Genomic DNA, 26,194 nt, shown 5'->3' on the forward strand with positions numbered 1-26,194 from the left:
GTAGGAAGCCCGATGAGGAACTCTTGGAGCGTGTCACGGCGTCAGTTATTGGGCGCCACATTCCTGGCGTCCGCAGCGCCCGCGTTCGGCGTGGAACGGCTCACTTATCGCGACCGCAACGCACCGATCGATGCGCGCGTCAGCGACCTGCTCTCGCGGATGACGCTCGAGGAGAAGGCGGCGCAACTGCGCTCGATGTGGTTTAGCAAGTCGGCGATCCTCGGACCCGATGGCAACTTTTCCCCAGACAAGGCGACCAAGGTGCTCGCCGACGGCATCGGCCAGATCGCCCGCCCGCATGACTTCGCAGGCAAGGGCGTTTTCCTTCAGTCGCGCGAGATTGAGGACAGTGTCGCGCTGGTCAATGCCATCCAGGGGCATCTCGTTCAGAAGACCCGGCTTGGCATCCCCGCTCTGTTCCATGAGGAGGGGGCTCACGGCTATCTCGCCAGGGATTCGACGATCTTCCCTGCGCCACCGGCGTTGGGCAGCACTTGGGATCCTGAGCTGGTCGAGCAGGTCTTCACCGCCGTCGCCAAGGAAATCCGTATTCGCGGCGGAACCATCGCTTTGGCCCCGGTGGTCGATCTTGCGCGCGACCCGCGCTATGGCCGTGTCGAGGAGTTCTTCGGGGAAGATCCGCGTCACGTCGCGGTCATCGGTACCGCCGCGGTGCGCGGCTTCCAGGGCCGGCAGCGACCGCTCGCCAAGGACCGAGTATTCGCCACACTTAAGCACTTCGTGCACGGGGTACCGCGCGGGGGCCTAAATATCGCCCCCTCGGATGTCAGCGAGCGAACGCTGCGCGAGACCTTCCTGGTCCCCTTCGCCGAGATCGTGAAGGCGGCCGAACCGGCCATCATCATGCCTTCGTACAATGAGGTGCAAGGCATTCCGGCGCATGCCAATGTGCAGCTGCTGCAAGGCACCGGCCGGCGGCAGCTCGGATTTCGCGGCGCGTATATGAGCGATTATGGAGGCGTGGCCAATCTGCAAACGCACCATCATGTCGCCGCGAACAAGGCGGACGCTGCCGTGTTGGCGATGAACGCCGGGGTGCAGGCGGACCTTCCCGATGGCGAATGTTACATCCACTTGCCAGAACTTGTCCGGGCCAATCGGATCAGCGAAACCCAGATCGACAGCGCCGTAGCGCAGATACTGGCGCTCAAGTTCGAAGCCGGCTTGTTCGAAAATCCCTATATAGACCCCAAGCGCGCGGTGCGCGAGACCAATACCGCGGCCAGCGTTGCTCTGGCGCGAAAGGCAGCGCAACGGGCGATCGTGTTGCTCAAGAACGATGGCGTTGTTCCACTTAAGTCGCGTGCCGGGCTGAAGCTCGCGGTGATCGGCCCCAACGCCGAAGAGGCGCTGTTCGGCGGCTACTCGGGCTTTACTGCGAAAGGTGTCGGCGTCCTGGCGGGCTTGCGCAACGCGGCTCCCAAGGGCGTCACCCTGGAATATGCGGAGGGCGTGCGGATCTCGGAACCGGGGGGGGATGGCCGTCACGACACGTTCACGCCGCTCGTCAAGGTCAAGCCCGAGGAGAACCGCGCACGGATCGCGCAGGCGGTAGAGACAGCCAGCCGGTCGGACGTGATCGTGCTCGCCTTGGGCGACAACCCGATCATAACCAAGGAAGCTGTCGCGTATCCGATGCCCGGTGACCGCAATAGTCTGGAACTGTTCGGTCAGCAGGACGAATTGGTCGAGGCAATGATAGCGACCAACAAGCCCATCGTTGCGCTACTGCTGAACGGACGCGCGCTCGCGGTAAACCGCCTAGCCGAGAAGGCCAATGCGCTGTTCGAGGGCTGGTATCTCGGCCAGGAGGGCGGCAATGCCTTTGCCGACATACTGTTCGGCAAGGTCAACCCTGGCGGCAAGCTCGCAGTCTCGTTCCCGCGTTCGGCGGGTGAGCTTCCGGTCTACTACGACCGGCACCCGTCAGACGACGTCAATCAGTATGTTGAGGGACCGCGCAAGCCGCTGTTCCCGTTCGGCCACGGCCTCAGCTACACCACCTTCGATATATCCGCGCCGCGGCTGTCACGCGCGGATATTGGTCGCGGCGAAAATGTCTCTGTCAGCGTCGATGTCACCAATTCCGGCAAGTGGACCGGCGACGAGGTCGTCCAACTTTACATCCGGGATGACGTCAGCTCGGTGCCGCGCCCAGTGTTGGAACTCAAGGCGTTCCGCCGTGTCACGCTCGCGCCAGGCGAAATGCGAACAGTCGCATTCGATTTAACGCCCGACGACTTGGCATTCTGGGACGCCGACATGAAATGGACCGTGGAACCCGGCCTGTTCCTGGTGGGCGTCGGATCTAGTTCGGTGTCGCTGAAGACGACGAGGCTGAGCGTTGCCTAGTTGATGTCTTGTTGCCGACCTTAGTGACACCGATCGGCGTGGCCATCCAATCGTCAGCCCTTATCCACAGTTGCTGGCTTTGCTGTCAAAGACCTTGACGAATCTGGTTGAGCGGCAAACCCGGCACCTCCGTCTCGAGCCGAAAGAGACCGCCGGCGAGAGGATGGGCTGCTCGCGCGGCAGGGCTCATATGGAGCCTTGCCGTCGTCACGTAGAGGGTTGAGAGGTCTGGTCCTCCAAACGCGGCTTTGGTGACGTTCGGCACGGGCAATCGAATATAGTCGATCAGTTCGCCCCGGGGTGAGTAACGCTCAAGCCCCCATCCACCGAACAGCGCTGTCCACAGACAGCCCTCGGCATCGACAAGCGGCCCGTCGGGGAATGCGCCGGCGCGCGCGATCCGGACAAATGGCCGCCTGTTGGACAAAGCGCCGTCGGCGGCCACGTCGAATGCGTATATGACCCGCTCGGAGGTTTCGGTGTGGTAGAAGGTCCGTCCATCGGGACTCATGGCCGGGCCGTTGGGGATTGTGTACGGTGCGTCCAGGACCCGGCAGGTGCCGTCGCTGAGCAGGCGGTAAAGCTTGCCGCCACCTGGCGCCTCGGAATCGTTCATCGATCCGAACCAGAGGCGCCCATCGAAATCGACATAACCGTCGTTGAGCCGCTGGGAGGAACCGTGATCGTCGGGCGGCACGAGCCTGTCGAACAGGCCGCTTTCGGGGTCGAATCTGGAAAGGCCGCTCTGCAGCCCGGCAATCCAGGTGCCGTCGGCTGCAGGAAGCACGAACCCGACTTGTTCCGGCGCTTGCCAAGAGCGGCGTTCATCGTCCCGAAACCGGTGGATCTGGCGCTTCTTTATGTCGACGAACCAAACCGCCTCATCAAGCGACGACCACAACGCGCCTTCGCCAAGCTCGCAGCCTAGGTCCCACACGCAGGTGGGTTCCTGCTCGCTTCGAGATGAGACCGGGGCCACCTCAGCTTTTCCGGGTGGCATTGATCGAGATGATTTTGAACAACGCGCTGATTTGCATAATCGCTCACCCTAGTGCCGAAAACAGCATTGCGTCCACGATCTGCTGAAAACTATTCAGGCTTTGACAGGGGCTGCGCAAACATCACCCCCGCGAAATCGCAAATGAGCATCGGGGAGAGCTTCCGATTGCGGCATAATGCTGCCATCCGCTCTGAACCGAGGAGGTTGAGCGTCCATCATGAACAAGCTTCGCTCGCGCGCTTGGTTTGATAACCCCGACAACATCGACATGACGGCGCTCTATCTCGAGCGCTACCTCAATTTCGGGCTGAGCCTGGAGGAGCTGCGCAGCGGGCGACCGATCATCGGCATTGCCCAGACCGGAAGCGACCTTTCACCCTGCAATCGCCACCATCTGGTGCTGGCGCAGCGCGTGCGCGAAGGCATACGCGAGGCGGGCGGCATCGCCATCGAGTTCCCGGTTCATCCGATTCAGGAAACGGGCAAGCGTCCGACCGCGGGGTTAGACCGCAACCTCGCCTATCTCGGCCTCGTCGAGGTGCTTTACGGCTATCCGTTGGACGGAGTGGTCCTGACCATCGGCTGCGACAAGACCACGCCGGCGGCGCTGATGGCGGCCGCCACCGTCAATATCCCGGCCATCGCTCTCTCTGTCGGGCCGATGCTGAACGGCTGGCACAAGGGAGAGCGCACCGGCAGCGGCACGATCGTGTGGAAGGCCCGCGAGCTGCTCGCCGCGGGCGAGATCGACGACGACGGATTCATCAAGCTGGTAGCGAGTTCCGCGCCGTCGACAGGCTATTGCAACACCATGGGCACGGCAACAACGATGAACAGCCTGGCCGAGGCGCTGGGGATGAGCCTGCCCGGCTCGGCGGCGATCCCGGCGCCCTATCGCAATCGCCAGGAAGTCGCCTACGACACCGGAAAGCGGATCGTCGAAATGGTCGCCGAGGACCTCAAGCCATCGGACGTGATGACTCGCGACGCCTTCCTGAACGCAATCGTCGTCAACTCGGCTATTGGCGGCTCCACCAATGCGCCGATCCACCTCGTCGCCATCGCGCGCCACATGGGAGTCGAGCTGACCGTCCACGACTGGCAGGAATATGGGCACCATGTGCCATTGCTGGTAAACCTTCAGCCTGCCGGCGAATATCTAGGCGAAGATTATTACCGCGCTGGCGGTGTGCCGGCGGTGATCGCGCAACTGATGGGCCAGCAGCTGATCCGCGAGGATGCGCTGACCGTCAACGGCAAGTCGATCGGCGAAAATTGCCGGGGCGTGTCGATCGAAGATGAAAAGGTCATCCGCCCCTTCGATCGCCCGCTAGTCGATGAGGCGGGGTTCATCGTGCTGTCGGGCAATCTGTTCGACAGCTCAGTCATGAAGACGAGCGTCATTTCCGACGAGTTCCGGCAGCGGTATCTGTCAAATCCTGAGGATCCGGATGCCTTCGAGGGTCCCGTGGTCGTGTTCGACGGACCCGAAGACTATCATGCGCGGGTCGACGACCCCGCGACGGGAATCGATGCTCAGACCCTTTTGGTCATGCGCGGCGCGGGGCCGGTCGGCTATCCTGGCGCCGCCGAAGTGGTCAATATGCGCGCGCCGGCGCATCTGCTGCGGGAAGGCGTGCATGCCTTGCCCTGCATAGGCGACGGGCGCCAGTCTGGCACCAGCGGCAGTCCCTCGATCCTCAACGCGAGCCCCGAGGCGGCCACCGGCGGTGGCCTGGCTATACTCAAAAGCGGGGACCGGGTGCGGATCGATCTCAAGCGTGGCACCGCGGACGTTTTGATCCCTGCCGAGGAGTTGACCAAGCGTCGCCGCGCGCTCGAGGCTGCGGGCGGCTATGCCTACCCCGATTCCCAGACGCCGTGGCAGGCGATCCAGCGCGGCATGGTGGGCGATTTGGGCGCGGGCGCGATTCTCGAGGGCGGCGAGCAGTTTCAGCGCATTGCCCAGACCCGCGGCCTGCCGCGCGACAATCACTAGAGGGACGATGGACGCTCCGTTCCATCCGCCGGCGCAGGCCGATCAATCGCTCATGCGTGCGGCGCTTGTGCTCAACACCCGCGATTTGTCGATCCGCGACCTGAGGGCGATTCCCGCAGCAAGGGCAATCGTTCTCAAGGAGATGCCCAGAAATCGAGGGCCGGCTGAGGGGGCCGATCACTCCGCACCTCGGCAACTTCTCGTTCCGCGACATCTCGCAGTTCAATCTGGCCAAGGCCGCCGACCTCGACCGGATCGACCCACAGCTCGCGGCCTTGAGCCCGAGGTGATACACGCCGACCGTCGCGAGGCCTTGGCGCTCAGCGCGGGCGCTCGCGCTGTCTTCGGGGAGCCGGGACGGCGGCCAGTTCGGGAACTGGGCTGCGCGACATTCCGTTCGATCTTGGCTGGCCATTCCATTGCGGCGCAGACTCGTTCGAAGGAATGCAGATCGACGACTCCGACTGGCGCAAGGAGGACTTGCGTCATGACTGGAGCATTGAGGACCTTCCGGGCGGCACAGATGGCCTGTTCACCAAAGCCGCGATCGGCAAGTCCGGCACTGTTTTCACCATCGGCAGCGAAGGCTGGTATCTCAAACATTTCCGCGTCGAGCAGTCCTGCGGACGCGCGGATCGAAGTGCTGTTCGATTGCGCACGCGAGCAGGTCGAGGCCTGGCTCAATGACCAGCGGCTCGGCGCCAATGCCCACATCCGCGCCCGGGCCATCCTGCGCTCGACCGGACCGGGAGGGCCGGTCAACGTTTCGGTCCAGTCGCCAGGAATCGCGGGCGGCGCCATAACCACGGGGTTAGCATGATTGACGGCAGCATTCTGATCGGTTCCGAAACTCGGCGCACAAATGAAACATTCGCCGGACGCGACGCAGCCTCCGGGGCGACGATCGGTCCGGCGTTTTGTGAAGCAGGGGCGGCGGACGTGGCCGATGCCTGCGCGCTCGCTGCCGCGGCTGCGCCTGCCTTCGCGGCGTTATCTCCCGAGGGTCGCGCGGCATTCCTCGAGCGCGCCGGCGAGGAAATCCTGGCGATCGGTGATGTGCTTATCGAAACCGCGATGGCCGAGAGTGGCCTGTCTCGCCCCCGTCTGGAAGGCGAACGCATGCGCACGGTGAACCAGTTGCGCCTGTTCGCGGCCGAGGTGCGCCAAGGCTACTGGCTTGACGCGACGATCGATCCCGCGCTGCCCGAGCGTGCGCCGCCCCGGTCGGACTTGCGGCGGGTGAACTTAGCGATAGGGCCGGTCGCGGTGTTCGGCGCCTCGAACTTCCCGCTGGCATTCTCGGTCGCTGGCGGAGACGCTGCCTCCGCGTTCGCGGCGGGTTGCCCGGTGGTGGTCAAGGGCCATCCGGCGCACCCCGGCACCGGCGAGCTCGTTGCGCGCGCAATGGCCCGCGCCGTCACGGAATGCTGCCTTCCTGAAGGCGTCTTCTCTTACCTGCCGGGCACCGGCAATGCACTCGGAGCTTCGCTCGTCGGTGACCCACGGATCAAGGCTGTTGGTTTCACTGGGTCGCGAAGCGGCGGCCTTGCGCTCGTCCGCCTCGCGCAACAGCGGCTCGAGCCGATCCCGGTCTATGCGGAGATGAGTAGCATCAATCCGGTCGTCTTGTTGCCCGGAGCGCTGGCCGAGAATGCCGAAGCACTCGGCGCGGCGTTCGTCGCGTCGCTTACCCTGGGAGCCGGGCAATTCTGCACCAACCCCGGGCTGGTTCTGGCGATCGACGCGCCCGATTTAGACAGGTTTGTCGCGGCCGCAGCGCAAGTGCTGGAAAGAAGCGCGGCGCAGACCATGCTTACCGCCGGGATTGCCGAAGCCTATGCCAAGGGCGTTGCCGCGCTCGATGCCAACGCCGCGGTACGGCGCGTTGCCGGCGCGCCTGGCTCAGGCGGAGCGCTGTTCGAAACCACCGCGGCGAAGTTCGTCGCCGACGCGGCGCTGGGCCACGAGGTCTTCGGCGCTTCGTCGGTGCTGGTGCGCTGCGCCCACGCTGCCGAGCTTAGCGAGGTCGTCGCCGCGCTCGAGGGGCAGCTGACCGCGACGCTCCACACCGGTACCGGCGACGACGCGGCGGCAGCAGAAATCTTGCCCAGGCTCGCCGAGCGCTGCGGGCGCGTTCTCGCCAACGGCTGGCCCACCGGCGTCGAGGTAACCCGCGCAATGGTCCATGGCGGGCCGTTTCCCGCCACTTCGGACTCGCGCTCCACTTCGGTCGGAACCATGGCGATGAGCCGCTTCCTACGCCCGGTCTGCTACCAAGACATTCCAGACCCGTTGCTTCCGCCGCCGTTGCAGGCGGCGAACCCGTGGCGCATCCCGCGTCGGGTCGAGGGCGAATGGACAAGCAATTAATTTGGGCCGGAGGGGACTAAATCGATGAGTGTAAATCAGCGGGCGAATCTCGGCTTCATCGTCCTGATCGTAACCGTCGCGACGATTGGTGGGTTCATGTTCGGCTACGACTCCGGCGTGATCAACGGCACTCAAAAGGGGCTCGAGGCCGCGTTCGATCTTGGCGAGTTAGGCATTGGTATCAACGTCGGAGCAATCCTGCTCGGCTCTGCGATTGGCGCGTTCCTCGCAGGACGGCTGGCGGACGCGATCGGACGGCGCAGCGTGATGATGCTCGGGGCAGTGTTGTTCCTGGTCAGCGCTGGTCTAGCGGGCGCTGCCTCCAGCTCGGCGTTGTTCATCCTCGCACGGATCATCGGCGGGCTGGGAGTGGGCGCGGCCAGCGTCATCTCGCCGGTCTATATCTCCGAAGTCGCTCCTGCTGGCGTACGAGGGCGCTTGTCCTCGATCCAGCAGGTGATGATCATTGCCGGCCTGACCGGCTCCTTCGTCGCGAATTTCGTGTTGGCCCGTGTCGCCGGTGGCTCGACCGCCGTTTTGTGGGCGGGCCAAGCGGCGTGGCGCTGGATGTTCTGGCTGCAGGCCATACCCGCCGGAATTTATTTCGTCGCGCTGCTGCTGATCCCGGAAAGCCCCCGCTGGCTCGTGATCCGAGGCCGCAAGGAGGAAGCGGCGCGCGTCCTGGCGAAGCTCTTCGGTGCGGATCAGGCGGAAGGCAAGGTCGCCGAGATCGACGCCAGCCTTGCCGCGGATCACCACAAGCCGAAGCTCTCCGACTTGATCGACCGCGTGACGGGCCGCATCCGGCCATTGGTCTGGACAGGCATCGGGCTGGCCGTGTTCCAGCAGTTCGTCGGCATCAACGTGGTGTTCTATTATGGCGCTACCCTTTGGCAAGCGGTCGGCTTCACCGAGGACCAGTCGCTCCAGATCAACATCATCTCGGGCACGCTGTCGATCGGCGCCTGCCTGCTGACGATCGCGCTGGTCGACCGCGTGGGGCGCCGTCCGCTGCTGCTGTTCGGCTCGCTCGGCATGGCGGCGACGCTGGCGACCGTTGCATGGGCCTTCTCGACAGCGGTGACGGATGCCGCCGGCGCGGTGTCCCTGCCGGGCAGCAACGGGCTGATCGCGCTGGTCGCTGCCAATCTCTACACGGTATTCTTCAACATGAGCTGGGGACCCATCATGTGGGTGATGCTCGGCGAAATGTTTCCCAATCAGCTGCGCGGCTCGGGCCTGGCGGTGGCAGGCTTCGCACAGTGGATCGCCAACGCGACCGTTTCGGTCAGTTTTCCGACGCTCGCGACCTCGCCTGGCCTGGCGGTCACCTATGTCGGCTACGCCGTGTTCGCGCTGATCTCGTACTTCTTCACGCGCGCCATGGTTCATGAAACCAAGGGCCTCGAGCTTGAGGAGATGAAAGGGTGAGCACGGCCGCGCTGCCGGACGACTGGAGCGACGCCTTGCTGCTCGGACGGATGGAAGCTCCAGACGGGCCGACGCCGATCCTGGTGCATCGCGGACGAGTGCTCGACGTCTCGACTTTCGCGCCGACTTGCGCCGACTTCGTCCGGCACTGGCGCGGCGACGTGCCGCAAGGCCGTGATCTCGGGCCGATCGATGAGCTGCCTTGGGCGCCCAGCTGGGAAGACGGAGCGACGACATCGCTGCTCGCGCCGATCGACCTGCAGTGCATCAAGGCGAGCGGCGTGACCTTCGCCGTGTCTGCCGTCGAGCGGGTGATAGAGGAGCGCGCGCGCGGTGATGCGAGGAAAGCGGAGGAGATCCGCGACGCCTTGCGCGAACGGGTCGGCGCCGACATTCGCTCGGTCAAGCCCGGCTCGGAGGCTGCCGCGCGCCTGAAGGAGGCGCTGATCGCCGATGGACTTTGGTCGCAATATCTCGAAGTCGCAATCGGACCGCACGCCGAAATATTTACGAAGGCGCAGCCGCTTTCGGCAGTCGGATGGGGCGCCTGGATCGGGGTGCGCGGCGATTCCCACTGGAACAATCCGGAGCCGGAGATAGTCCTCGCCGTTGCCCCCGACGGCAGGGCCGTCGGTGCGACGCTCGGCAACGATGTCAATTTGCGGGACTTTGAAGGACGCAGCGCCCTGCTGCTTGGCGAAGCCAAGGACAACAACGCCAGCTGCGCGCTCGGTCCGTTCATCCGCCTGTTCGACGATCGGTTCACGCTCGACGATGTCCGCAATGCGGTGGTTCGGCTGGAGATCGCCGGCGATGATCAATTCCGGCTGTCAGGCGAGAGTTCCATGAATCAGATCAGCCGGGATCCCGAGGAGCTCGTCGCCCAGGCGCTCAGCCATCACCGTTACCCCGACGGGTTCGTGCTCTTCCTGGGTACGATGTTCGCGCCGACGCAGGATCGCGACCAGCCCGGGCTGGGCTTCACCCATAAACGAGGCGATGTCGTCCGGGTTTTTACGCCGCGGCTCGGCGTGCTGGAGAACAAGGTCACGCCCGCGGAGGAAGCGCCGGCATGGACGTTCGGGCTGTCCGACCTGATGCGCAATCTCGCCGGCCGAGGCCTGCTGGCATGAGCGGGCGCGCAATCTACCCCAGCCTCAAGGGCAAGCGAGTCGTCATCACCGGCGGCGGCTCGGGGATCGGCGCCGGCGTGGTGGAACGTTTCGTCGACCAGGGCAGCGAAGTCCACTTCCTTGACGTCGCAGAGGAGGATTCGCGCGCGCTCGCGGAGCGGCTTGGAACGCCGAGCTTCCATCGATGCGACCTGACCGACCCCGGCGCGATCGCGGAGACCTTTGCGCGGATTGGCCCGGTCGACGTGCTGGTCAACAATGCTGCGCGCGACGACCGTCACGGCCTGGACGAAGTGACCGCCGACTATTTCGACCGCAGCATGGCCGTGAACCTGCGTCACTTGCTGCTGTGCGCCCGCGAGGTGGCGCCGGGCATGAAGGCGCGGGGTGGCGGGGCGATCGTCAATTTGGGCTCGATTTCGTGGCACCTCGGTCTACCCGGCCTCGTGGCCTATGAGACCGCCAAGGCAGGAATCGAAGGCATGACCCGTGCGCTCGCCCGCGAACTGGGCGGCGCCGGCACCCGCGTCACCTGCGTCATTCCGGGCAACGTCCAGACGCCGCGGCAGATGCAATGGTACACGCCCGAGGCGGAAGCGGAGATCATCGCTTCGCAATGCCTTGCTGGCCGCCTCCAGCCGAGCGATGTCGCTGCACTGGTCCTGTTTCTCGCTTCCGACGACGCGCGGCTATGCACTGGGCACGAATATTGGATCGACGCCGGCTGGCGGTGACTGATCCCACCGTGAGGATTCCGGCTGCTCTTCAATGCGGCTGAGCTGCCGTCGAACGTGATTGTTGAGACGCACCTCCGTCGGGTAGGGCGTCTCTTTCGCTGACTTGGCCTCAGCTGCCGCGTCCGAAACTGACGCGGCGTCGACCCGGTCGCCCTGCGGAGCCTGAAGACGACTCCAAGCCGAACAGGAATGCGATCTCCGCGATGCTGCGCTGAGAACCCTGCAGACGCCTGGCCCGATCGATTTTGGCTTGGCTGAGATATTCGCCGATGGTGATGCGGGTCAGTTGTCGGGTGGACATCGCGCAAGTGCCGGCCAGCTCCGCCAGTTTTGGCGGCGCGCTGTCCCGGCGACATTGTCCTTATAGCGATAGCTTTGATATTCACATCAGACGGTGAGGTGGGGAAGGTGCAGCCGGTCAATCCGGTTCGCGTTGCGGCCCCACAGGTCCCGTTGCTCATCGTCCGACAAATCAGAGATCGAAGCCGCGATTGCGCCCAGCGTATCGTCGACGCTGCCAAAGAGCTTGTCGGTCGGAAAGTCGCTCGCGATCATGCAGCGATCGCGTCCGAAGCCATCGATCACTTCACCCACATAAGGACGGATGAGATCGACCGTCGGCGGGCGCTGGACGAAGCCGAAGCCCGAAATTTTGCCGCCACATTCGGAAGCACTGTCGCTTTAGAGGCTGAGTAGGCCGAGGCATTGGGACTGCCTTCCTTGCCGGCGACGGACGAGACGTTGACAATGCGGCCGTAACCGTTCGCGCATCAACGGGACGACCGCAGCCAAACATCAAAGAAAACAACGCCGTTGCTCTTTACCGATCCAGCGGGTTCGGATAAAGGCTGTGCATGCGCATCAAGACCGAAGCGAAACGGCGAGAAATTATCGATGCTGCCGCATTGGAATTCGGGGCGCGAGGATATCACAAGACGACTCTCGCGGACGTCGCGCGCAGAATGGGAAGCTCGAAGGCGACGATATACAATTACTACAAGACCAAGGACGAGTTGCTGGCCGCCTCGCTTGCGGAGAAGGCCATCCCGGCGGCCGGAGCTCTCTTGTCCGCGCTGGCAGGCAATGAACGGTTCGAATGTCGCCTCAACGACTTCGCGAAGAGATACTTAGCGATGCACACGAGCCAGCATGCTGTCTCGATCCAGCGGTTAGTGGTTGCCGAGAAAATACAGGCGCGGCAGATTATCGACGCGATCGAGGCAAATGCTGGTCCGCGCTTGTGGCCAGCGGTCGCTGCCTGCTTTACCGAGGCGCAAGCTGCCGGAGCGTTGCGCGAAGGAAGCATCGACCAGATTGTTTACCACTTTCGCGCATTGTTGAGCGATCTGCCCTACCGCTTGCTAATCGGTTCAATCGACGGCGTTTCCGAGTCCATCGTTGACAGGTCGGCAGAAGCCGCGGTGGAGTGCATTCTCGCGGCTTATGGTGCCAGGTAATGCGTTCCATATGCGCCATTGCCATCCTGTCGCTTCTTTCGGGCTGCGCGGCCGGTCAGTTGCCGGCACCGAAAATCGATGTTCCGAGACGCTTCGAAGCCGCGCCTGGAGCGGCAGTTTCGGACGACTCAAGCGCTCGATGGTGGGCACTCTTCGACGACGAGCAGCTCACGACGCTTGTAGAACTGGCGCTCAAGAGCGCGCCGGATGCGCGCACGGCGATGGCGCGGCTGCGCGAGGCGAAAGCTGTTCGCCGTGGCGCACTTACTTCCTATGACCCGCAGGGCAATCCCGGCGCGAGCGTCTCGCACAGTCGCACGAGCGTTTCTGGCCTTCCGGAGAGTCAGTCCGAGCTCCAGAGCACGGGCGCGTCAACCAGCGCGGGTGCGTCCTTTAATCCCAGCTGGGAAATCGATCTGTTCGGCCGTCGAGCGGCTGCCCGGCAGGCTGCGGACGCCGACCTTGTCGCTGCCCGATTTGAATATGAGGCCAGTCGGCTCAGCCTTGCAGCCGAAGTGGCAACGCAGCTTATTGGCTCTCGAAATCTGTCGGCGCAGATCGTCGAGGCCGAGGAGACGCTGCGTATTGCGCGCGAGCTCGCTCGCGTTGGACGGGTGAGGTCTGACGCGGGCCTCGGATCGGAGTCGGACGCGGCCAGGCTGGACACGCAGCTCGCCAACTCCCAGGCCGAGCTGACGAGCCTCAAGGCGCAGTTCTTGGTCGGGCGCCGCAATCTACTGGTTTTGCTGGGGCAAGGCTCGCAGTCGTTGGATAGCCTGTTGATTGGGCCAAATCTGCCCGATCCGCCGCGCCCCCCGGTTACCACGCCAGCGGAGGTTATGGCACGCAGGCCGGACGTGCGTGAGGCGGAGGCTCGACTGCGTTCGGCGGCGGGCAATTTGCGGCTGGACGAACTGGCGCTTTTTCCGCGGCTCACCTTCCAGCCCGGGGCGAGTATTACAAAGATCCTTCAGCCCCAAAGCTACGTCCAGTCGCTATGGTCGCTTGGTGCGGGATTGGTCGTCCCGCTTCTCGACCGGCCGCGACTGCTGTCGCAGATCGACGCGCAGACCGCGCGTGGCGAGCAGGCGGTTATCGAATATGAGCGCGCGGTTCAGGCGGCTTACGGAGAAGCGGAGAATGTGCTTACCCGGATCAGCGCGGACTTCGAGCGGCTCGATCAACTGAAGCGGGCTGAGGTGCGCGCGCGTTTCGCGTTCGAGGCTCAGCAGCGCGGCTTCAGCGCCGGCGTCGTCGACCTCGACGCATTACTGCAGACCGAGCAGGCGTGGCGCGCAGCGCGTATCGCGCTTGTTACGCAAAGAGCGTCGACGCTCTCCGATGCCATTGCCGGCTTCAAGGCCCTTGGCGGTGGATGGAACCCAACTGGCGCTTTGGAGAACTGAGAGTTGCGCGTTGCTCCTTTATTATTGTCGTCTCTCCTTCTGGCAGGCTGCGGGTCCGGTGCAAATGAGGAGGCGCAAAATGCGCGCGCGGCGGCGATGCCGCGCGCGGTGTCAGCGGGCAAGATCGAGCGGCGCGCAATCGCCCAGGATCTGCTGGTCTCCGGCGTCCTGGTCGCGCGCGAGGAAGCCGCGGTTTCCAGTCAGCTCTCAGGGTTTGCGGTCGCGCATGTCTATGTTGATCAGGATGATCAAGTCAGGGCAGGACAGCCGCTCGCCGTGCTCGATGACAGTTTGCTTCGCGCCGACATCGAGCAGCAGCGTGCTGTCGTGGCTCAGCAGCGCATAGCAGCCGAAAAGGCACGATCGGAAGCTGCCCGGGTTTCCGGTCTCGAAAATGCTGGCGTGTTGTCATCCGAGGCGATCACCGAGCGCAGGCTTGGGGCGCGTACCGCGGGCGCCACTCTCGCCCAGGCTCAAGCGGCACTTAAGGCGCTTCTGGTTCGCCAGGGCTTTATGACCATACGCGCGCCCGTCAGTGGACGAATACTCTCGCGTGCGGTGAGGCCAGGCGACATCGCCGCACCCGGAACCATCATGTTCCGGATAGCGCGCGACAATCTGGTCGAGCTCGATGCCGAGGTGCCAGAACAGTCCATCAATCTCGTCCGGCCGGGCCAGCCCGCAACGCTGACCCTGCCATCCGGTCTGACGTTGCCCGGTACCGTAAGGTTGGTCAGCGCCGAAATCGATCCGCAAACGAAACTTGGCCGAGCGCGGATTCTGATGGGGCCTGACCGCGCGCTTCGTCCCGGCGGATTCGCCGAGGCGCATCTTACCGTCGCGGAGGCGGAGGTTCCGGCCGTCCGACAGAGTGCCATCAGGCACGAGAGTGGCACGGCAAGCGTGATGATTCTCGATTCGGACAATCGCGTACGATCGAGGCCTGTTCATACCGGCGCGAGCTCCGGTGGATGGATCGCAGTCATCGACGGGCCAGCGATCGGAACCCGAGTGCTGATCGGGGGGCAGGGCTTCGTGCTCGATGGCGACAAAGTTGCGCCGCGGATGGTGCCGTGAGCATGCGAATTTCGGCGTGGGCGATCCGAACGCCGACTCCGGTCGTGCTCGTCATTCTCGCTCTGACGCTCGCGGGCGTGGTCAGCTATCTCAAATTGCCCGTCAAGCAGTATCCGAATGTCGAGTTTCCGATCGTACAGGTCTCCGTGACCCAAAGCGGCGCGGCGCCTTCGGAGGTTGAATCGCAGATCACTAGACCTGTTGAGGATGCTCTTGCCGGGATCGCCGGGCTTCGTCACATCTCCTCGGCCGTGTCGCTGGGATCCTCGGTTACCACGGCCGAGTTTGAACTCGGTACAGACATGCAGAAGGCGACGGACGATGTTCGAACTGCCGTCGAGCGCGCCCGCGTGTTGCTGCCGGGTGGGATAGATCCGCCTTCGACGCGACGTGTCGACATAGCCGGGCTGCCGATCATCACCTACGCGGTGTCATCCTCGACCATGTCAGATGCGGATCTGTCGTGGTTTGTCGATGACAAGGTTTCGCGTGCATTGCAGGCGCAACCGGGTGTGTCGCAAGTCGCACGGGTTGGCGGATTGACCCGTGAAATCGTGGTGACGCTGGATCCAAGGCGACTGGCGGCATTCCGGGTAACCGCCGCACAGGTCAACAGCGCGCTTTTTTCGACCAATGTAAACGACACTGGCGGGCGAGCGGATATCGGCGGTTCGGAGCAGACCGTGCGCGTCCTGGGAGAGGCCAGGGATGTCACCGCGATCGCGGCGACCACCATCCCTATTGCGAATGGCAGCTATGTCCGCCTGACCGACCTTGGAACGATCGTGGACGGCGCGGGTGAACAACGCAGCTTCGCCCGTCTGGACGGCAAACCAGTGGTCGCTTTTCAGGTCAGCAAGACCAAGCAGGCGAGCGACGTTAGCACCGAGGACCGGGTGCGCCAGTCGGTCGATGCATTGCGACGTGCCTACCCCGCGGTGAAGTTCACCGAGATCGTCTCGACCGTGGACAATACCCGCAGAAGCTTTTCGGCGACTATGCATGTCCTTTGGGAGGGAATGCTGCTTGCTGCGCTTGTCGTTTATCTCTTCCTGCGAAGTTGGCGGGCGACGCTGATTGCTGCAGTCGCCATGCCTTTGTCGCTCATTCCGACCTTCGCCGCCATGGTGATCTTCGGTTTCAGTCTGAACGGCATCACTTTGCTGGGTCTGACGCTCGTCATTGGCATCTTGGTCGACGATGCGATTGTTGAAATTGAGAACATAGAAAAGCGCATCGAGACCGGGGCGACGCCTTACCGGGCTGCGCTGATTGGCGCTGATGCGATCGGGCTCGCAGTCATCGCCACGACCTTTACGATTGTCGCTGTCTTCGCGCCGGTCTCCTTCATGGGAGGCCAGGCGGGCCAGTTCTTTCGCGAGTTCGGGCTGACGGTTTCAGTCGCGGTCCTTTTCTCGCTTCTTGTGGCACGTCTCTTCACTCCGGTGCTGGCCGCTTATTTTTTGAAGTCGCGACCTCCGCAACGGCATCGCCCGCTTCCAGGTCTCTATGCGGAAGCTTTGGATTGGAACCTGGCGCGGCCCTGGACTGCGCTGGGCATCGGCACGCTCCTGCTGGCCGGATCGCTCGCTCTCGCGGCGACCTTGCCCACGGGTTTCCAGCCGGTCGGCGACACGGGCATTTCCTATCTTTCCATCGAGGGAGGGCAGGGTGCGACATTCGAAGAAATGCAACAGGCCGTGGCAGAGGTTACGCGCAGCCTCCAAAAGAGGCCGGAAGTCGAGCGTGTCTTCGCTCAGGTCGGGGCGGAGGGGTCTTTGACGTCCGGTCATATGACCATCATCCTGAAACGTGACCGTGGAGTGACGACGGACGACTTCCAGCGTTCGCTCGCGGGCACGCTCAGGGCAGTTCCAAATGTGCGCATCGCGACCGAGGGAGGAGGCTTCGGCCGTGCCGGCGTCGAAGTGGTGCTGACCGGAAGTGACAGCGCCTTGCTGCAACGCACCCAGACTGAGTTGGTGCGCCAGATGCGGACGCTGCCAGAGGTCCTGGAACCACGTCCAACGCCGCCGCCGGCCGCCCCAGAGCTCATCATCCGGCCGCGTGCTCAGGAGGCGGCCCGTCTCCAGGTTTCGGCACGGACCATCGCCCAGGCTGTCCGCGTTGCGACGATCGGCGACATAGACGCCAATGTGCCGAAGTTTTCGACCTCCGAGAGAAGGATTCCGATCAGGGTCCGCTTGCCCGAACTCGACCGCGTGAATCCCGATGTCCTCGCCAATCTTCGGTTGCCGACGCTCGGTGGAAAAACCACGACGCTGGGCAGCGTGGCTGACCTGTCCCTCGACGAAGGGCCCGGGCAAATCATCCGCTATGATCGAGCCCGCAGGGTCTCGGTTCAAGCGGATCTGAATGGCGTCACGCTGGGGCAGGCGCTCAAGGCGATCAACAAGCTCCCGATCATGAGCCATTTGCCGCCCGGGGTCAGCCTGGCGCAGACCGGTGACACGGAGGCGATGGCGGACTTGTTCGGGAACATCATCATCGCGATGATCTCTGGCATCTTGCTGATCTACGGCGTGCTCGTGTTGCTGTTTCACAGCTTCTTCAAACCGATTACGATCATTTCAGCATTGCCACTCACCTTGATCGGGGCGTTCATCGCGCTGAAGGTGACGGGGCTGGCGATCACGTTGCCGGTCTTGATCGGCATGCTGATGCTGCTCGGCTTGGCCGGCAAAAACTCGATCCTGCTGGTCGAGTTCGCGATCGAGGCCGAGCGTGCTGGGCAATCGCAGCGCCAGGCCATCCTCAAAGCATGTCGGGAACGCGCGCGGCCTATTACGATGACATCGGTGGCAATGGCTGCCGGGATGCTGCCCACCGCGCTCGGCATTGGCGAGGGCGCAAGCTTTCGTCAGCCAATGGCCGTGGCGGTAATTGGTGGCCTGATAAGCTCGACGGTTCTCGCCCTGCTTCTCGTTCCGGTTGTCTATGAGCTCATCGAACGGGTGGAGTGGCGCATTCGTCCGCGTTTTGCCCGCTTCGTGACGCCGCGCGTGGCTGGAGACGATGCTCCCCTTGAGGATGAATCATCCGGGCTGGAGTTGCCGGCTCCCCATTAGAGCAACATCTCACTTTGATCAGCCGCGATCCCGGGCTGTCGTTTTGACGAAGGTAAAACCGACACGATTGCAATCGTCTCGAGCCGTTGACCCGCCTCTGGCCGGCCGGCGCGCTTGAGTTGGTCGCTCTCTGCATTCACCATGCCCGGAAGGACAGTACCTATTTTCGCCGGACGCCGATACCCTGTGGTCGCCATCATATGTGGACTTCGACGAGTGACGCGATGCGCCCGTACGCGACCGTGATGCGGCAGTCGCTTCAACCTGAGTGCCGCTGAGATGGCGATCGCGCAGCAAGCAGGCGCCTGATCGGCTCCGGCGCGCCGAGCCCTTTCGCTTGGCTCGCCGCGGAAAGGCGCGGATTGTCGCGCATGACCAGTCCCCAACGGGCGTCTTTCGGCTGCCAATCCCAAGGTTTCGGAAGAAAGCGGGGCAAGGGTCCTGGCCTACTTAGCCGAAATCCATCGCGGCTCGACGTCGCGCCCTGCCGGAAATCCGAACAACGGGATTTTCTCGCCATCCCAAGCGTGGATCCGGATTTCGGCAGGACGCTCGATGGTCATGGCGCCCTCCGGAAAATGTCGTGGGGCCTACCGTGCCCCCGCTGCCAGCGCGCTCTCTTCCTTGGATTCCGGCTACGCGGGCGTCGGAAACAACGCGGCCTAAAGTGATCGGTTTGTGGTGAATCCGGTTGACGTAACGCCGAGCTGCCGATTGCATCCGCTTAAGAAAACGTAATGCGAAGGCACCCTCGTAGGCATATGACGATAGTATCCTGCCTCGACGCTCTGCTGTCGAACTTCCAGACCGCCCGAACAGAAAGCGACCTCCATGCGGCGCTCGAGTTCGCAACCTGCACTCTCGGCTTTTCGGGATTCGCCATGGGCCACCATGTCGATCTCGCGCGGCCGCCCGAGGACGCCATCAGCTTGTCCACCTATGACAAGAGCTGGGTGTCGCATCATGTGGGCCGACGATATTATTCCGACGACCCAATTCACATCGCCAGCACGAAGACCGTCGTTGGGTTCCTCTGGCGTGACGTCGGCAACTTCATCAGGCTCACACCACGCCATAAGCAGATCCTGACCGAGGCCGCCGCGTTCGGGCTCGGCGAAGGATTCACCGTGCCGGTTTATCTACCCGGCGAGTATCACGGCACCTGCTCGTTCAGCGCGCGGTCGCTCGACAACCTCATCCCCGATGCGCTCGCCGTCGCCCAGCTGTGCGGAACATTCGCATTCGAGACGGGGCGCAGGATAATGCGGGCTAGATCCAGCATCGCAATCGAGCCGGCGCCCATCCTCACAGACAGGCAACACGATGCGTTGACCCTTGTGGGTCGGGGCAAGACCGATCCGGAGATCGGCCACATTCTCGGCGTGTCTCGCGCAACGGCTCACGAGCATGTGGAGGCTGTCCGCAATGCCTAGCCGAGTGCGTCGACCGTCGTCTTTTCCCGGATCGCCGTCACCACGTCCTGCAGCGGCCGCACCTCCGGGCTGTGATAGAGCACGTCGCCCGTCGCGACCGCACGCACGCCGTAACGGCCGGCTAGAGCGGCGAGGTCGTGGAGCCGGATCGCATCGTCGGGCCGGCGTCGGAACGACAGCGCGCAATATCCGCGGGCGCCAAACGCCGCTGCCACGTCGGCGAGCTGGAGCCCGGCCGTTTCGTCCGGAAGATCAGGCAGCAGGATGCCGACCAGTCCTTCGGCATGATGGACGATGTCGGCCCAATCGAGGATGCAGAAGCCCTTGCCGCCGCGGGCCTTGCCGATCGACACTAGCCGGGTCAGCCGGCTCCACGCAGCGCGGTTCTGCGGGTAAAGAAGCAGGCCATGGCCGTCGGTTGCATGGACGCGGGCGCCGGGGATCATCCGCACGCCTGTGGTCTTCTGTCCGTCCCAGCCGCGGGCGACGCCGGCAACGCTGCCCCAGTCGGCGAGCCCGAGGGCGCTATGACTTTGGAGTGCTGCCGCCGCGAACAGCTCTTCTGGCGAACTCGCCCCGCGCAGGAACGAGAAGTGGCTCATCACCTGAAGTTCGACATAGGCCATCAGCCGAACATTCCATGGATGTACCAGCTGAGATCACCGGTCTCAGGTTCGAAACCGTCGCCGCGCCGGAACAGACAGAACCGCTCGCCGCTTTCCACCTCGACGCGAAAATAGTCCTGCACCGCCCACAGTTCGCTATCGGTCCGCCACCATTCGCCGTGGATCCGTTCGGGCTCATCGCCGACCGTCACCCGATAGGCCTGACCGCGCCAGGTAAAGCGCCGCGGCGGATGGTCGGGGAGCAGCGCTACGACATGTGTCAAATGCTCCGGCCGGCGCAGCATGCGGACCGGGCGCTTCCACTTCGGCCAACAACCTGGTTCGTCCAATGGGCCGACACGGCGAATGGCGCGCTCGGGAACGTCGCTTTCGTTGGGAGCCACACGGAACACGGCGTCCTCGCCCGCCCGGCCGACAAGCTGATCGATCGCCGGCGCCAGGTCCGTCGCGGCTACATCGGACCTGATGAGAGATCCCGCCGTGCTCGCGCCGAGCGGCTCGCTGTGCGGCACGAGGAGGTGCATCGCTTCGATGCCAAGGCCCGGCTCGATCCGATCGAGCTTCAGCCCGAACATGCGCTTGAGGTGCTTGGCGTCGCGCGTTGCCCACGATGCGCTGATCCCGATCCGCTGTGCCTCACCGCATTGGGGCCGAGCCTCTTCGCCATTGGTCCACGTGGAAGCCGGATGGACGCGGCATGGTCAACAACTGATCGCCCTGGACGCCGACCACCGCAAGGGATGAGGCGGAGCGCCTGTCGCTGCTCGTAGCCCGCGGGCATCGATCCAGGGGATGCCGAACGGCAGCGTCGGCGCGAGGCGGTCGATCTTGCCTTCGACACCTATGCCGGCCGATTCGAGAAGTCCTGCACCGGCGCAGGCTGGCGGAGGCTCGTCGAGCGGTGCCTCCGCATTCATGCCACCCCCGTCTTACGCCAGAAGCCGCTGCCGAAGATCACGCGCGCCGACATCGTCGCGGTATTCGACCGCATGCCTGCGGCGCAGGCCGCGAATCGGCGCAATGTGTTCGCCGTCCTCCGCCGCCTTTTCCGCTGGGCAGTCAGCCGCGGCGATGTCGAGCGAAGTCCCCTGGAGGGGATGGAGACCCCGCCGGCGGTTAAATCCCGCGACCGCTGGCTGGCCGACGAGGAACTCGCCCGGATCTGGAACCAGGCGATGAAAAGCCATCCCTGCTTTGGTCCGATCGTCCGGCTGCTCATCGTGACCGGCCAGCGCCGTGAGGAAGTGAGCTCGCTGGCCTGGGAGGAGCTGGATCGGACCGAGCTGCTCTGGACCCTTCCCGGCGAGCGCGCCAAGAACGGCGAGCCCAATTGCGTGCCCTTGAACGCCCTTGCCGTCGCGGTGCTGGACGAGGCCGCGGGACAGGACAAATGGCCGCGCCGCGGCAGGGTCTTCGCGACGTCGACCGGGGCGGGCTTTACCGGATATCACAAGGGCAAGACCAAGCTCGACGCACTGGTTGCGGATGACGGTGGCGGAGCGCTCGCACCCTGGCAACTGCACCACCTGCGCCGCACGCTCGCAACCGGCTTTCAGAGGCTAGGCGTTCGCTTCGAGGTCACCGAGGCGATTCTGAACCATATCGGCGGTTCGCGTGCGGGCGTCGCCGGCATCTACCAGCGGCATGACTGGAAGAAGGAAAAGCGCGAGGCGTTGGACTTGTGGAACGATCACGTCGAGGCGGCGCTCAAAGCGCGAAGTGAGCGTCACGCGCCCGGGGAATCGCTGCGCCAGGCTGCCTGACGACACAGGCGCGGTCGCTCTCGCCAACCGCGCCTTTAGCCCAAAGCGCTAAGTGGAAGGCACTGCTGGCGAAGGGCTGGCGCCACTCAGGATCGGCGACAAGAGTTACCTGACCGGGGTGATGCACGTGGACCAGCGGACCAAAGCCGCGCGTATTGCATTCGATCAAGCCCAGGAGGATGACTTTGCCGAGGCCCTGCTAGGGCTCGACCTGAGCCAGGTCGCTGCAAACAGTCGCGAAAAATTGAAACTCCTCCAAGAACAGGGTCACGTACAGCAATTGTTCCGGACTGGGCCCGTTGCTATCAAATATCCGCTTAAACCAAGTCAGCCCTTGAACCTAGTCGCGCTGGGTCAGGAACCAGAGCGTGCGGCCAACTTGAAGACACAGACGGTTGGCCAGCTCTTCGTCAGCGAGGATTTGCACCCCGCCCCCCAATGCGCTCACCAACTTGGGCTTGGTGTTAACAATGATCGCGGGTGACACCTGAGAAATTGGCCCGCATTCGTGAGATTGCCCTAGTCATTTGCGATTTTGTAGAGGCTCGTAGACCTATTTCAGAAGCTCCATTCAATTCAGTAAGTAGCTTTCGTTGGTTCAACGACGGCGCGGACGCGGTACCCCCGGAATCGACGGAGCGTTGGCTATAGACTGGTCGGCTCGATGTAGCCTTCGCCGATGAGATTCGCCTGCCCGATTGCAGGCGAAGGCATGGAGTGGCAGCTATATCAGTATTGTAGCTTGAACCGGACTTTCCGGTTACGGCCCCGACCATCGCATCTGCGTAACCGGCGTTTCACTCTTGCGACCATTTCGGCCGCTGGAGACCTGCCATGGGACATACAAGTTATGAGCCAGCTTTCAGGCATCGCCGGCCGTGGAACGACGCCAGGATGGTGGGCGCCAGAAAGCCGCTGAAGCCAAAGGACGTCTGGGCGATCCGCTTCTTTCTCGAGCACCGAGGGCCGCTTTCGCGATCGGGCATTGTTCGACCTCGCGCTCGACAGCAAGCTGCGCGGTTGCGACGTCGCGAAGGTCAAGATCGGCGATCTGGTGACCGGCGGGCGGATCCGTAATCGCGCGACGGTGATTCAGCAAAAGACTGGCCGCCCGGTTCAATTCGAGATACTGGAGCCCGCTCGATCGAGCCTTCTCAAATGGCTTGAACTGCAGGGCGGCTGCATCGACGACTTTGCCTTGTGTACAGAGCAAGCACCGATTTGTGTTTGTGGCGGTATGACTTATCCTGATCGGCTGGAAAGCTACGCCTAAGCTGCGGATGCCGTGTGACGGCTTTGCGCGTCTATGGCAGTCACAGGACCCGAAACATGACCAAGGCGTCGACGTAGCCCAGGGTCGGATGCCTGAATGTAGCGGGCAGGCGCCCGACTTCGGCGAAGCCCATGCGATGCCACAGGTGGATCGCCCGCGCATTGGTACTGACCACAAAATTGAACTGCATCGCGCGGAAGCCGCGCGCGCGGGCGTGTTCGAGCGAGTGCGCGCACATGGCTCGCGCGATGCCCTTACCCGCCGCGGTCGGGCTGCTCATATAGCCGCAGTTGCACACGTGACCGCCCCCGCCCTGCTGGTTGGGCCGGATGTAGTAGGTTCCGACGATCCCATCGTCGGTTTCGGCGACGAAAGTTTCCTTATCACTGCCCATCCAGTACGCGAGCGCCTGGTCCTCACCGATGTCCCGCTCCAAGGCATAGGTGGCCCCGTCCCTGATGACTGGCATGATGATGCCGGCGATGGCTGGCGCCTCCGCAGCGACCGCTTGTCTGATAATCATGATCTGAGTCTTAGGAATGCTCGTCGATCAATTCCACTGGAGCGCGGCGCGCCCGGCGCCGTAACCGAAATTCGGATGATTACTGGGGACGCGCGGATGTCTGCGGTGCTGACGCGCTTGGTCGGAGCCGAGGCCGGCGCAAGCAAGGTTGCCGAGATAGGTGCCAGCCTCGCTGCCGACCACTAGCCTCGTATTCTCGAATGTCTGGGCGGCAATTCGCTGTCCGTCACGGACGAGACCCGAACGACACCTTGAGTTCCACCTCAACTTGCGAGGTGGCGCTGTGCGACATCGCGCAGCGCTGCCAGCTTGACTTTCGCGCTGCCGGTGAGCGGCAGTTCCTCCTCGCGCAGGAACAGCACGCGCCGCGGTACTTTGTAGCTGGCGAGCCGCTCGTTGAGGAAAGTCCGAATCCCGGCTTCATCGAGAAGCGCGTCTTCACGCGCGACGATGCAGGCGACCACCATCTCGCCGCGGGTATCGTGGGGAACGCCGACGGTGCTGGCCAGTTTGACGCCGGGACAGGTCGCCAGCACCGCGTCGACCTCGGCGGGCGACACATTCGCTCCGCCGGTTTTGATGATGTCGTCGAGCCGGCCCTCCCAGAACAATCGCCCGGACTCGTCGAAATGGCCGCCGTCTCCGGTGTGGAAGTAGCCTTCCGCATCCAGGGTCTCACCGGCGGGAATGCCGACGTAGTTGAGCATCAGCGTCGGGCCCCTGACCACGATCTCGCCCGAAATTCCGCGCGGTACGATGGTGCCGGTGAGCGGATCGACGATTTTGACAGTATTGCCCGGAAGCACTTCACCGTGACTGGTGCCCCGGATGGCGGATGGCGTGCCCTCAGGCCAGGCCACGCAAATCGTGAAGGTTTCGGTGACGCCGTATCCGGTCGGCTCCTTCCACCCGCGCGGCACGGTCGGATGCGCGGCCAGCGGGGTGTCGCTATCGAGATAGCGCAAGCTCGACAGATCGACTGGCATGTCCGCGGCAGCCTCGGCCAAGCGCGCCCACTGGTGGGCCCAGGCAAGTGGCACGTTGACCTTCTCGCGCTCCATCAGTTGCAGCGCCTCTTCCGCTGCGAACGTCGGCTGGAGCACGATCGCGCCGCCGGCGGAGAAGGTCATGCCCAGCGCCATGCCGAAGACGCCCGACCAGAACAGCCCGTTGGCGGCCCAGCAGCGCAAATCCCCCTCAAGCGCGTAGATCCGCGCCCAGCGCCAAAGCTGAATGGCGACCCCGCGATGCGCGCTGAGAATGCCCTTGGGCAGCCGGGTGGAGCCCGAGGAGAAGAACAGCACCGCGGTGTCGCTGGGCCGGACTTGCGCCGCGGCGGCGTCGACCAATGCGGTATCGACGTCGCGACCTTCCTCGAGGAAGCGCTGCCACTCACCGGCTCCGGTGGTGTGATCCAGCGCCACGATGCGGCGCAGATACGGGAACCTGGGGCATCGGAATGGCGGTGTGCCCGCCAGCGCCGGCTCGATCGCGTGAAGGTCGGCCAGGAAGTCGCGCTTGAGCAGAGTGCGTTCGAGGAGCAGCACCGAGATGTCCGATGCCGCCAGCAGATGCTCGAGCTCGTCGCGCGTCGAAAACGTGCTGAGCGGCACGGCGACGCCTCCGGCAAGCGAGATGCCGAACGTCGCAGCCAGCCATTCGGGCCGATTGCTCATCAGGATGCCGACACGTCCGTCCTTGCCGAGCCCGCGGGCGATCAGCGCTTTGGCAACCGCCACGGCCTTGTCCCAGAGCGTGGCGTAATCCCATCGGATCACGCCGTGAGGGCTGTGGAACACCACCGCTTCACGTGCCGCGAAGCGTTCGGTTACTTCACGAAGGTACCCGGGCAGGGTCAACGCGCCGAGCCCCGGCTCGTCTTCAAGCGGAGGGCCGCGCACCAGCGACGGCGATGGCGCAACCTCGGTCATCGTTCCGCTCGGCTCAGGCGGGCGCAGTCAGGTTTGCACCTGCCATCGCCAAGGGCATGTCGCTACCCGGAGCAGTCTGCTGGATTTCGATGACGTTGCCTTCCGGATCGCGCCCGTAGACCGATTTGACGTGGCCCATGTCAACCGGGGCGGGGCTGCCGAAGGTCATACCGGCCGAGCGCAGCCGCTCGTATTCCTGCTCGATGTCGGACACGTCGACGCAGAAGTGAGTGTAGCCCTTGTCGAACGGATCGAGTGGCCGGGTCGAGTTGGGCGGCGGGTTGGACCACTGGAACAGCTCGATGTACGCGTTGCCGGCCTTGAGCATCGCCCCGCGCGCGGCGGAACGGGGTACGTCGAGCAACCGATCGAGCGTGTCCTCGCCCTCGTTCCAGGCGAACTGCTCACCCACGACTTCGAAGCCGAACGCGTCGCGGTAGAACGCGATCATCCGGTCCAGATCGCGGACGTGGACCGAGACGTGATGAATCCCGCGGATCATGACAGACCTTTCGATGACCCGAGGGGGATGCGGGAAGCGTGGGAAACCTGCAAGTCGAGGGCCCGGGCCTC

21 protein-coding genes and 3 pseudogenes are annotated in these 26,194 nt (G+C 63.8%); 15 read left to right on the plus strand and 9 right to left on the minus strand.

Features of this window, described 5'->3' with window-relative positions:
* Positions 1 to 48 precede the first annotated feature (48 nt).
* A complete protein-coding gene (locus ACFSCW_RS06675) occupies positions 49 to 2,373 on the plus strand; it encodes a glycoside hydrolase family 3 N-terminal domain-containing protein (protein ID WP_380888077.1) in 2,325 nt (774 codons plus the stop codon).
* Positions 2,374 to 2,458: 85 nt separating this feature from the next.
* Here the strand turns inward: ACFSCW_RS06675 and ACFSCW_RS06680 are convergent, their stop codons facing one another.
* Positions 2,459 to 3,310: an SMP-30/gluconolactonase/LRE family protein gene (locus tag ACFSCW_RS06680; protein WP_380888078.1), complete on the minus strand. Its 852-nt coding sequence runs from the start codon at positions 3,308 to 3,310 to the stop codon at positions 2,459 to 2,461.
* A gap of 280 nt (positions 3,311 to 3,590) precedes the next feature.
* Between ACFSCW_RS06680 and ACFSCW_RS06685 the strand changes: the two genes are divergently transcribed.
* From ACFSCW_RS06685 to ACFSCW_RS06710, 6 genes are all read left to right on the plus strand, one after another.
* The gene (locus ACFSCW_RS06685; RefSeq protein WP_380888079.1) at positions 3,591 to 5,372 is read left to right on the plus strand and encodes an IlvD/Edd family dehydratase; all 1,782 of its coding nucleotides are present in this window, start codon (positions 3,591 to 3,593) and stop codon (positions 5,370 to 5,372) included.
* A gap of 444 nt (positions 5,373 to 5,816) precedes the next feature.
* Positions 5,817 to 6,059 carry a hypothetical protein gene (locus ACFSCW_RS06690; protein WP_380888080.1) on the plus strand — a complete coding sequence of 81 codons (243 nt, stop codon included), beginning with the start codon at positions 5,817 to 5,819 and terminating at the stop codon, positions 6,057 to 6,059.
* Between the two features lie 129 nt (positions 6,060 to 6,188).
* Complete coding sequence (locus ACFSCW_RS06695; RefSeq protein ID WP_380888081.1) at positions 6,189 to 7,742, plus strand: aldehyde dehydrogenase (NADP(+)); 1,554 nt, start codon at positions 6,189 to 6,191, stop codon at positions 7,740 to 7,742.
* A gap of 24 nt (positions 7,743 to 7,766) precedes the next feature.
* Positions 7,767 to 9,173: a sugar porter family MFS transporter gene (locus tag ACFSCW_RS06700; protein WP_380888082.1), complete on the plus strand. Its 1,407-nt coding sequence runs from the start codon at positions 7,767 to 7,769 to the stop codon at positions 9,171 to 9,173.
* Between the two features lie 50 nt (positions 9,174 to 9,223).
* A complete protein-coding gene (locus ACFSCW_RS06705) occupies positions 9,224 to 10,306 on the plus strand; it encodes a fumarylacetoacetate hydrolase family protein (RefSeq protein ID WP_380890043.1) in 1,083 nt (360 codons plus the stop codon).
* Complete coding sequence (locus ACFSCW_RS06710; RefSeq protein ID WP_380888083.1) at positions 10,303 to 11,040, plus strand: SDR family NAD(P)-dependent oxidoreductase; 738 nt, start codon at positions 10,303 to 10,305, stop codon at positions 11,038 to 11,040. The genes ACFSCW_RS06705 and ACFSCW_RS06710 overlap by 4 nt, the downstream gene beginning before the upstream one ends.
* Before the next feature lie 390 nt (positions 11,041 to 11,430).
* Here ACFSCW_RS06710 and ACFSCW_RS06715 read toward each other — a convergent pair whose 3' ends face one another.
* Together ACFSCW_RS06715 and ACFSCW_RS06720 are read right to left on the minus strand one after the other, a co-directional pair.
* A complete protein-coding gene (locus tag ACFSCW_RS06715) occupies positions 11,431 to 11,694 on the minus strand; it encodes an amidohydrolase family protein (protein WP_380890045.1) in 264 nt (87 codons plus the stop codon).
* A gap of 17 nt (positions 11,695 to 11,711) precedes the next feature.
* Positions 11,712 to 11,838 (minus strand): annotated as a pseudogene (locus ACFSCW_RS06720) (SDR family NAD(P)-dependent oxidoreductase); the annotation flags it as partial.
* A gap of 59 nt (positions 11,839 to 11,897) precedes the next feature.
* Between ACFSCW_RS06720 and ACFSCW_RS06725 the strand changes: the two are divergent.
* The 5 genes from ACFSCW_RS06725 to ACFSCW_RS06745 all read left to right on the plus strand — a co-directional run bounded on the left by ACFSCW_RS06725 (position 11,898) and on the right by ACFSCW_RS06745 (position 19,505).
* Positions 11,898 to 12,500: a TetR/AcrR family transcriptional regulator gene (locus ACFSCW_RS06725; RefSeq protein WP_380888084.1), complete on the plus strand. Its 603-nt coding sequence runs from the start codon at positions 11,898 to 11,900 to the stop codon at positions 12,498 to 12,500.
* The gene (locus ACFSCW_RS06730) at positions 12,500 to 13,906 is read left to right on the plus strand and encodes an efflux transporter outer membrane subunit (RefSeq protein WP_380888085.1); all 1,407 of its coding nucleotides are present in this window, start codon (positions 12,500 to 12,502) and stop codon (positions 13,904 to 13,906) included. Before ACFSCW_RS06725 ends, ACFSCW_RS06730 begins: the two co-directional genes overlap by 1 nt.
* Positions 13,907 to 13,909: 3 nt before the next feature.
* On the plus strand, positions 13,910 to 14,983 hold the full coding sequence (locus ACFSCW_RS06735; RefSeq protein WP_380888086.1) for an efflux RND transporter periplasmic adaptor subunit: 1,074 nt from the start codon (positions 13,910 to 13,912) through the stop codon (positions 14,981 to 14,983).
* Between the two features lie 2 nt (positions 14,984 to 14,985).
* The gene (locus tag ACFSCW_RS06740; protein WP_380890047.1) at positions 14,986 to 18,072 is read left to right on the plus strand and encodes an efflux RND transporter permease subunit; all 3,087 of its coding nucleotides are present in this window, start codon (positions 14,986 to 14,988) and stop codon (positions 18,070 to 18,072) included.
* 761 nt (positions 18,073 to 18,833) lie between these two features.
* A complete protein-coding gene (locus ACFSCW_RS06745; protein ID WP_380888087.1) occupies positions 18,834 to 19,505 on the plus strand; it encodes a helix-turn-helix transcriptional regulator in 672 nt (223 codons plus the stop codon).
* On the opposite strand, the pseudogene ACFSCW_RS06750 reads toward ACFSCW_RS06745, so the two are convergent.
* The 3 genes and pseudogenes from ACFSCW_RS06750 to ACFSCW_RS06760 form a co-directional block, all read right to left on the minus strand.
* Positions 19,505 to 20,134, minus strand: a pseudogene (locus tag ACFSCW_RS06750) (PHP domain-containing protein); the annotation flags it as partial. The gene ACFSCW_RS06745 and the pseudogene ACFSCW_RS06750 overlap by 1 nt on opposite strands.
* On the minus strand, positions 20,131 to 20,706 hold the full coding sequence (locus ACFSCW_RS06755; protein WP_380888088.1) for a DUF6504 family protein: 576 nt from the start codon (positions 20,704 to 20,706) through the stop codon (positions 20,131 to 20,133). The pseudogene ACFSCW_RS06750 and the gene ACFSCW_RS06755, both read right to left, overlap by 4 nt.
* Positions 20,707 to 21,060: 354 nt before the next feature.
* Positions 21,061 to 21,318, minus strand: a complete 258-nt coding sequence (locus ACFSCW_RS06760; protein WP_380888089.1) for a hypothetical protein — start codon at positions 21,316 to 21,318, stop codon at positions 21,061 to 21,063.
* On the opposite strand from ACFSCW_RS06760, the gene ACFSCW_RS06765 reads away from it, so the two are divergent.
* The 3 genes and pseudogenes from ACFSCW_RS06765 to ACFSCW_RS06775 form a co-directional block, all read left to right on the plus strand.
* The gene (locus ACFSCW_RS06765) at positions 21,307 to 21,894 is read left to right on the plus strand and encodes a tyrosine-type recombinase/integrase (protein WP_380888090.1); all 588 of its coding nucleotides are present in this window, start codon (positions 21,307 to 21,309) and stop codon (positions 21,892 to 21,894) included. The two genes, ACFSCW_RS06760 and ACFSCW_RS06765, sit on opposite strands and share 12 nt — an antisense overlap.
* A gap of 52 nt (positions 21,895 to 21,946) precedes the next feature.
* Positions 21,947 to 22,378: a hypothetical protein gene (locus tag ACFSCW_RS06770; protein WP_380888091.1), complete on the plus strand. Its 432-nt coding sequence runs from the start codon at positions 21,947 to 21,949 to the stop codon at positions 22,376 to 22,378.
* A 350-nt stretch (positions 22,379 to 22,728) separates the two neighbouring features.
* Positions 22,729 to 23,089, plus strand: a pseudogene (locus ACFSCW_RS06775) (site-specific integrase); the annotation flags it as partial.
* A gap of 118 nt (positions 23,090 to 23,207) precedes the next feature.
* On the opposite strand, the gene ACFSCW_RS06780 reads toward ACFSCW_RS06775, so the two are convergent.
* The 3 genes from ACFSCW_RS06780 to ACFSCW_RS06790 all read right to left on the minus strand — a co-directional run bounded on the left by ACFSCW_RS06780 (position 23,208) and on the right by ACFSCW_RS06790 (position 26,123).
* Positions 23,208 to 23,690: a GNAT family N-acetyltransferase gene (locus ACFSCW_RS06780; RefSeq protein ID WP_380888092.1), complete on the minus strand. Its 483-nt coding sequence runs from the start codon at positions 23,688 to 23,690 to the stop codon at positions 23,208 to 23,210.
* A gap of 263 nt (positions 23,691 to 23,953) precedes the next feature.
* Entirely contained in the window at positions 23,954 to 25,621 is a 1,668-nt protein-coding gene (locus ACFSCW_RS06785; protein ID WP_380888093.1) for a class I adenylate-forming enzyme family protein, read from the minus strand.
* 13 nt (positions 25,622 to 25,634) lie between these two features.
* On the minus strand, positions 25,635 to 26,123 hold the full coding sequence (locus ACFSCW_RS06790; protein ID WP_380888094.1) for a VOC family protein: 489 nt from the start codon (positions 26,121 to 26,123) through the stop codon (positions 25,635 to 25,637).
* Positions 26,124 to 26,194 lie beyond the last annotated feature (71 nt).

The organism is Sphingomonas tabacisoli, from assembly GCF_042678385.1.
Taxonomy (GTDB): Bacteria; Pseudomonadota; Alphaproteobacteria; order Sphingomonadales; family Sphingomonadaceae; genus Sphingomonas_B; species Sphingomonas_B tabacisoli.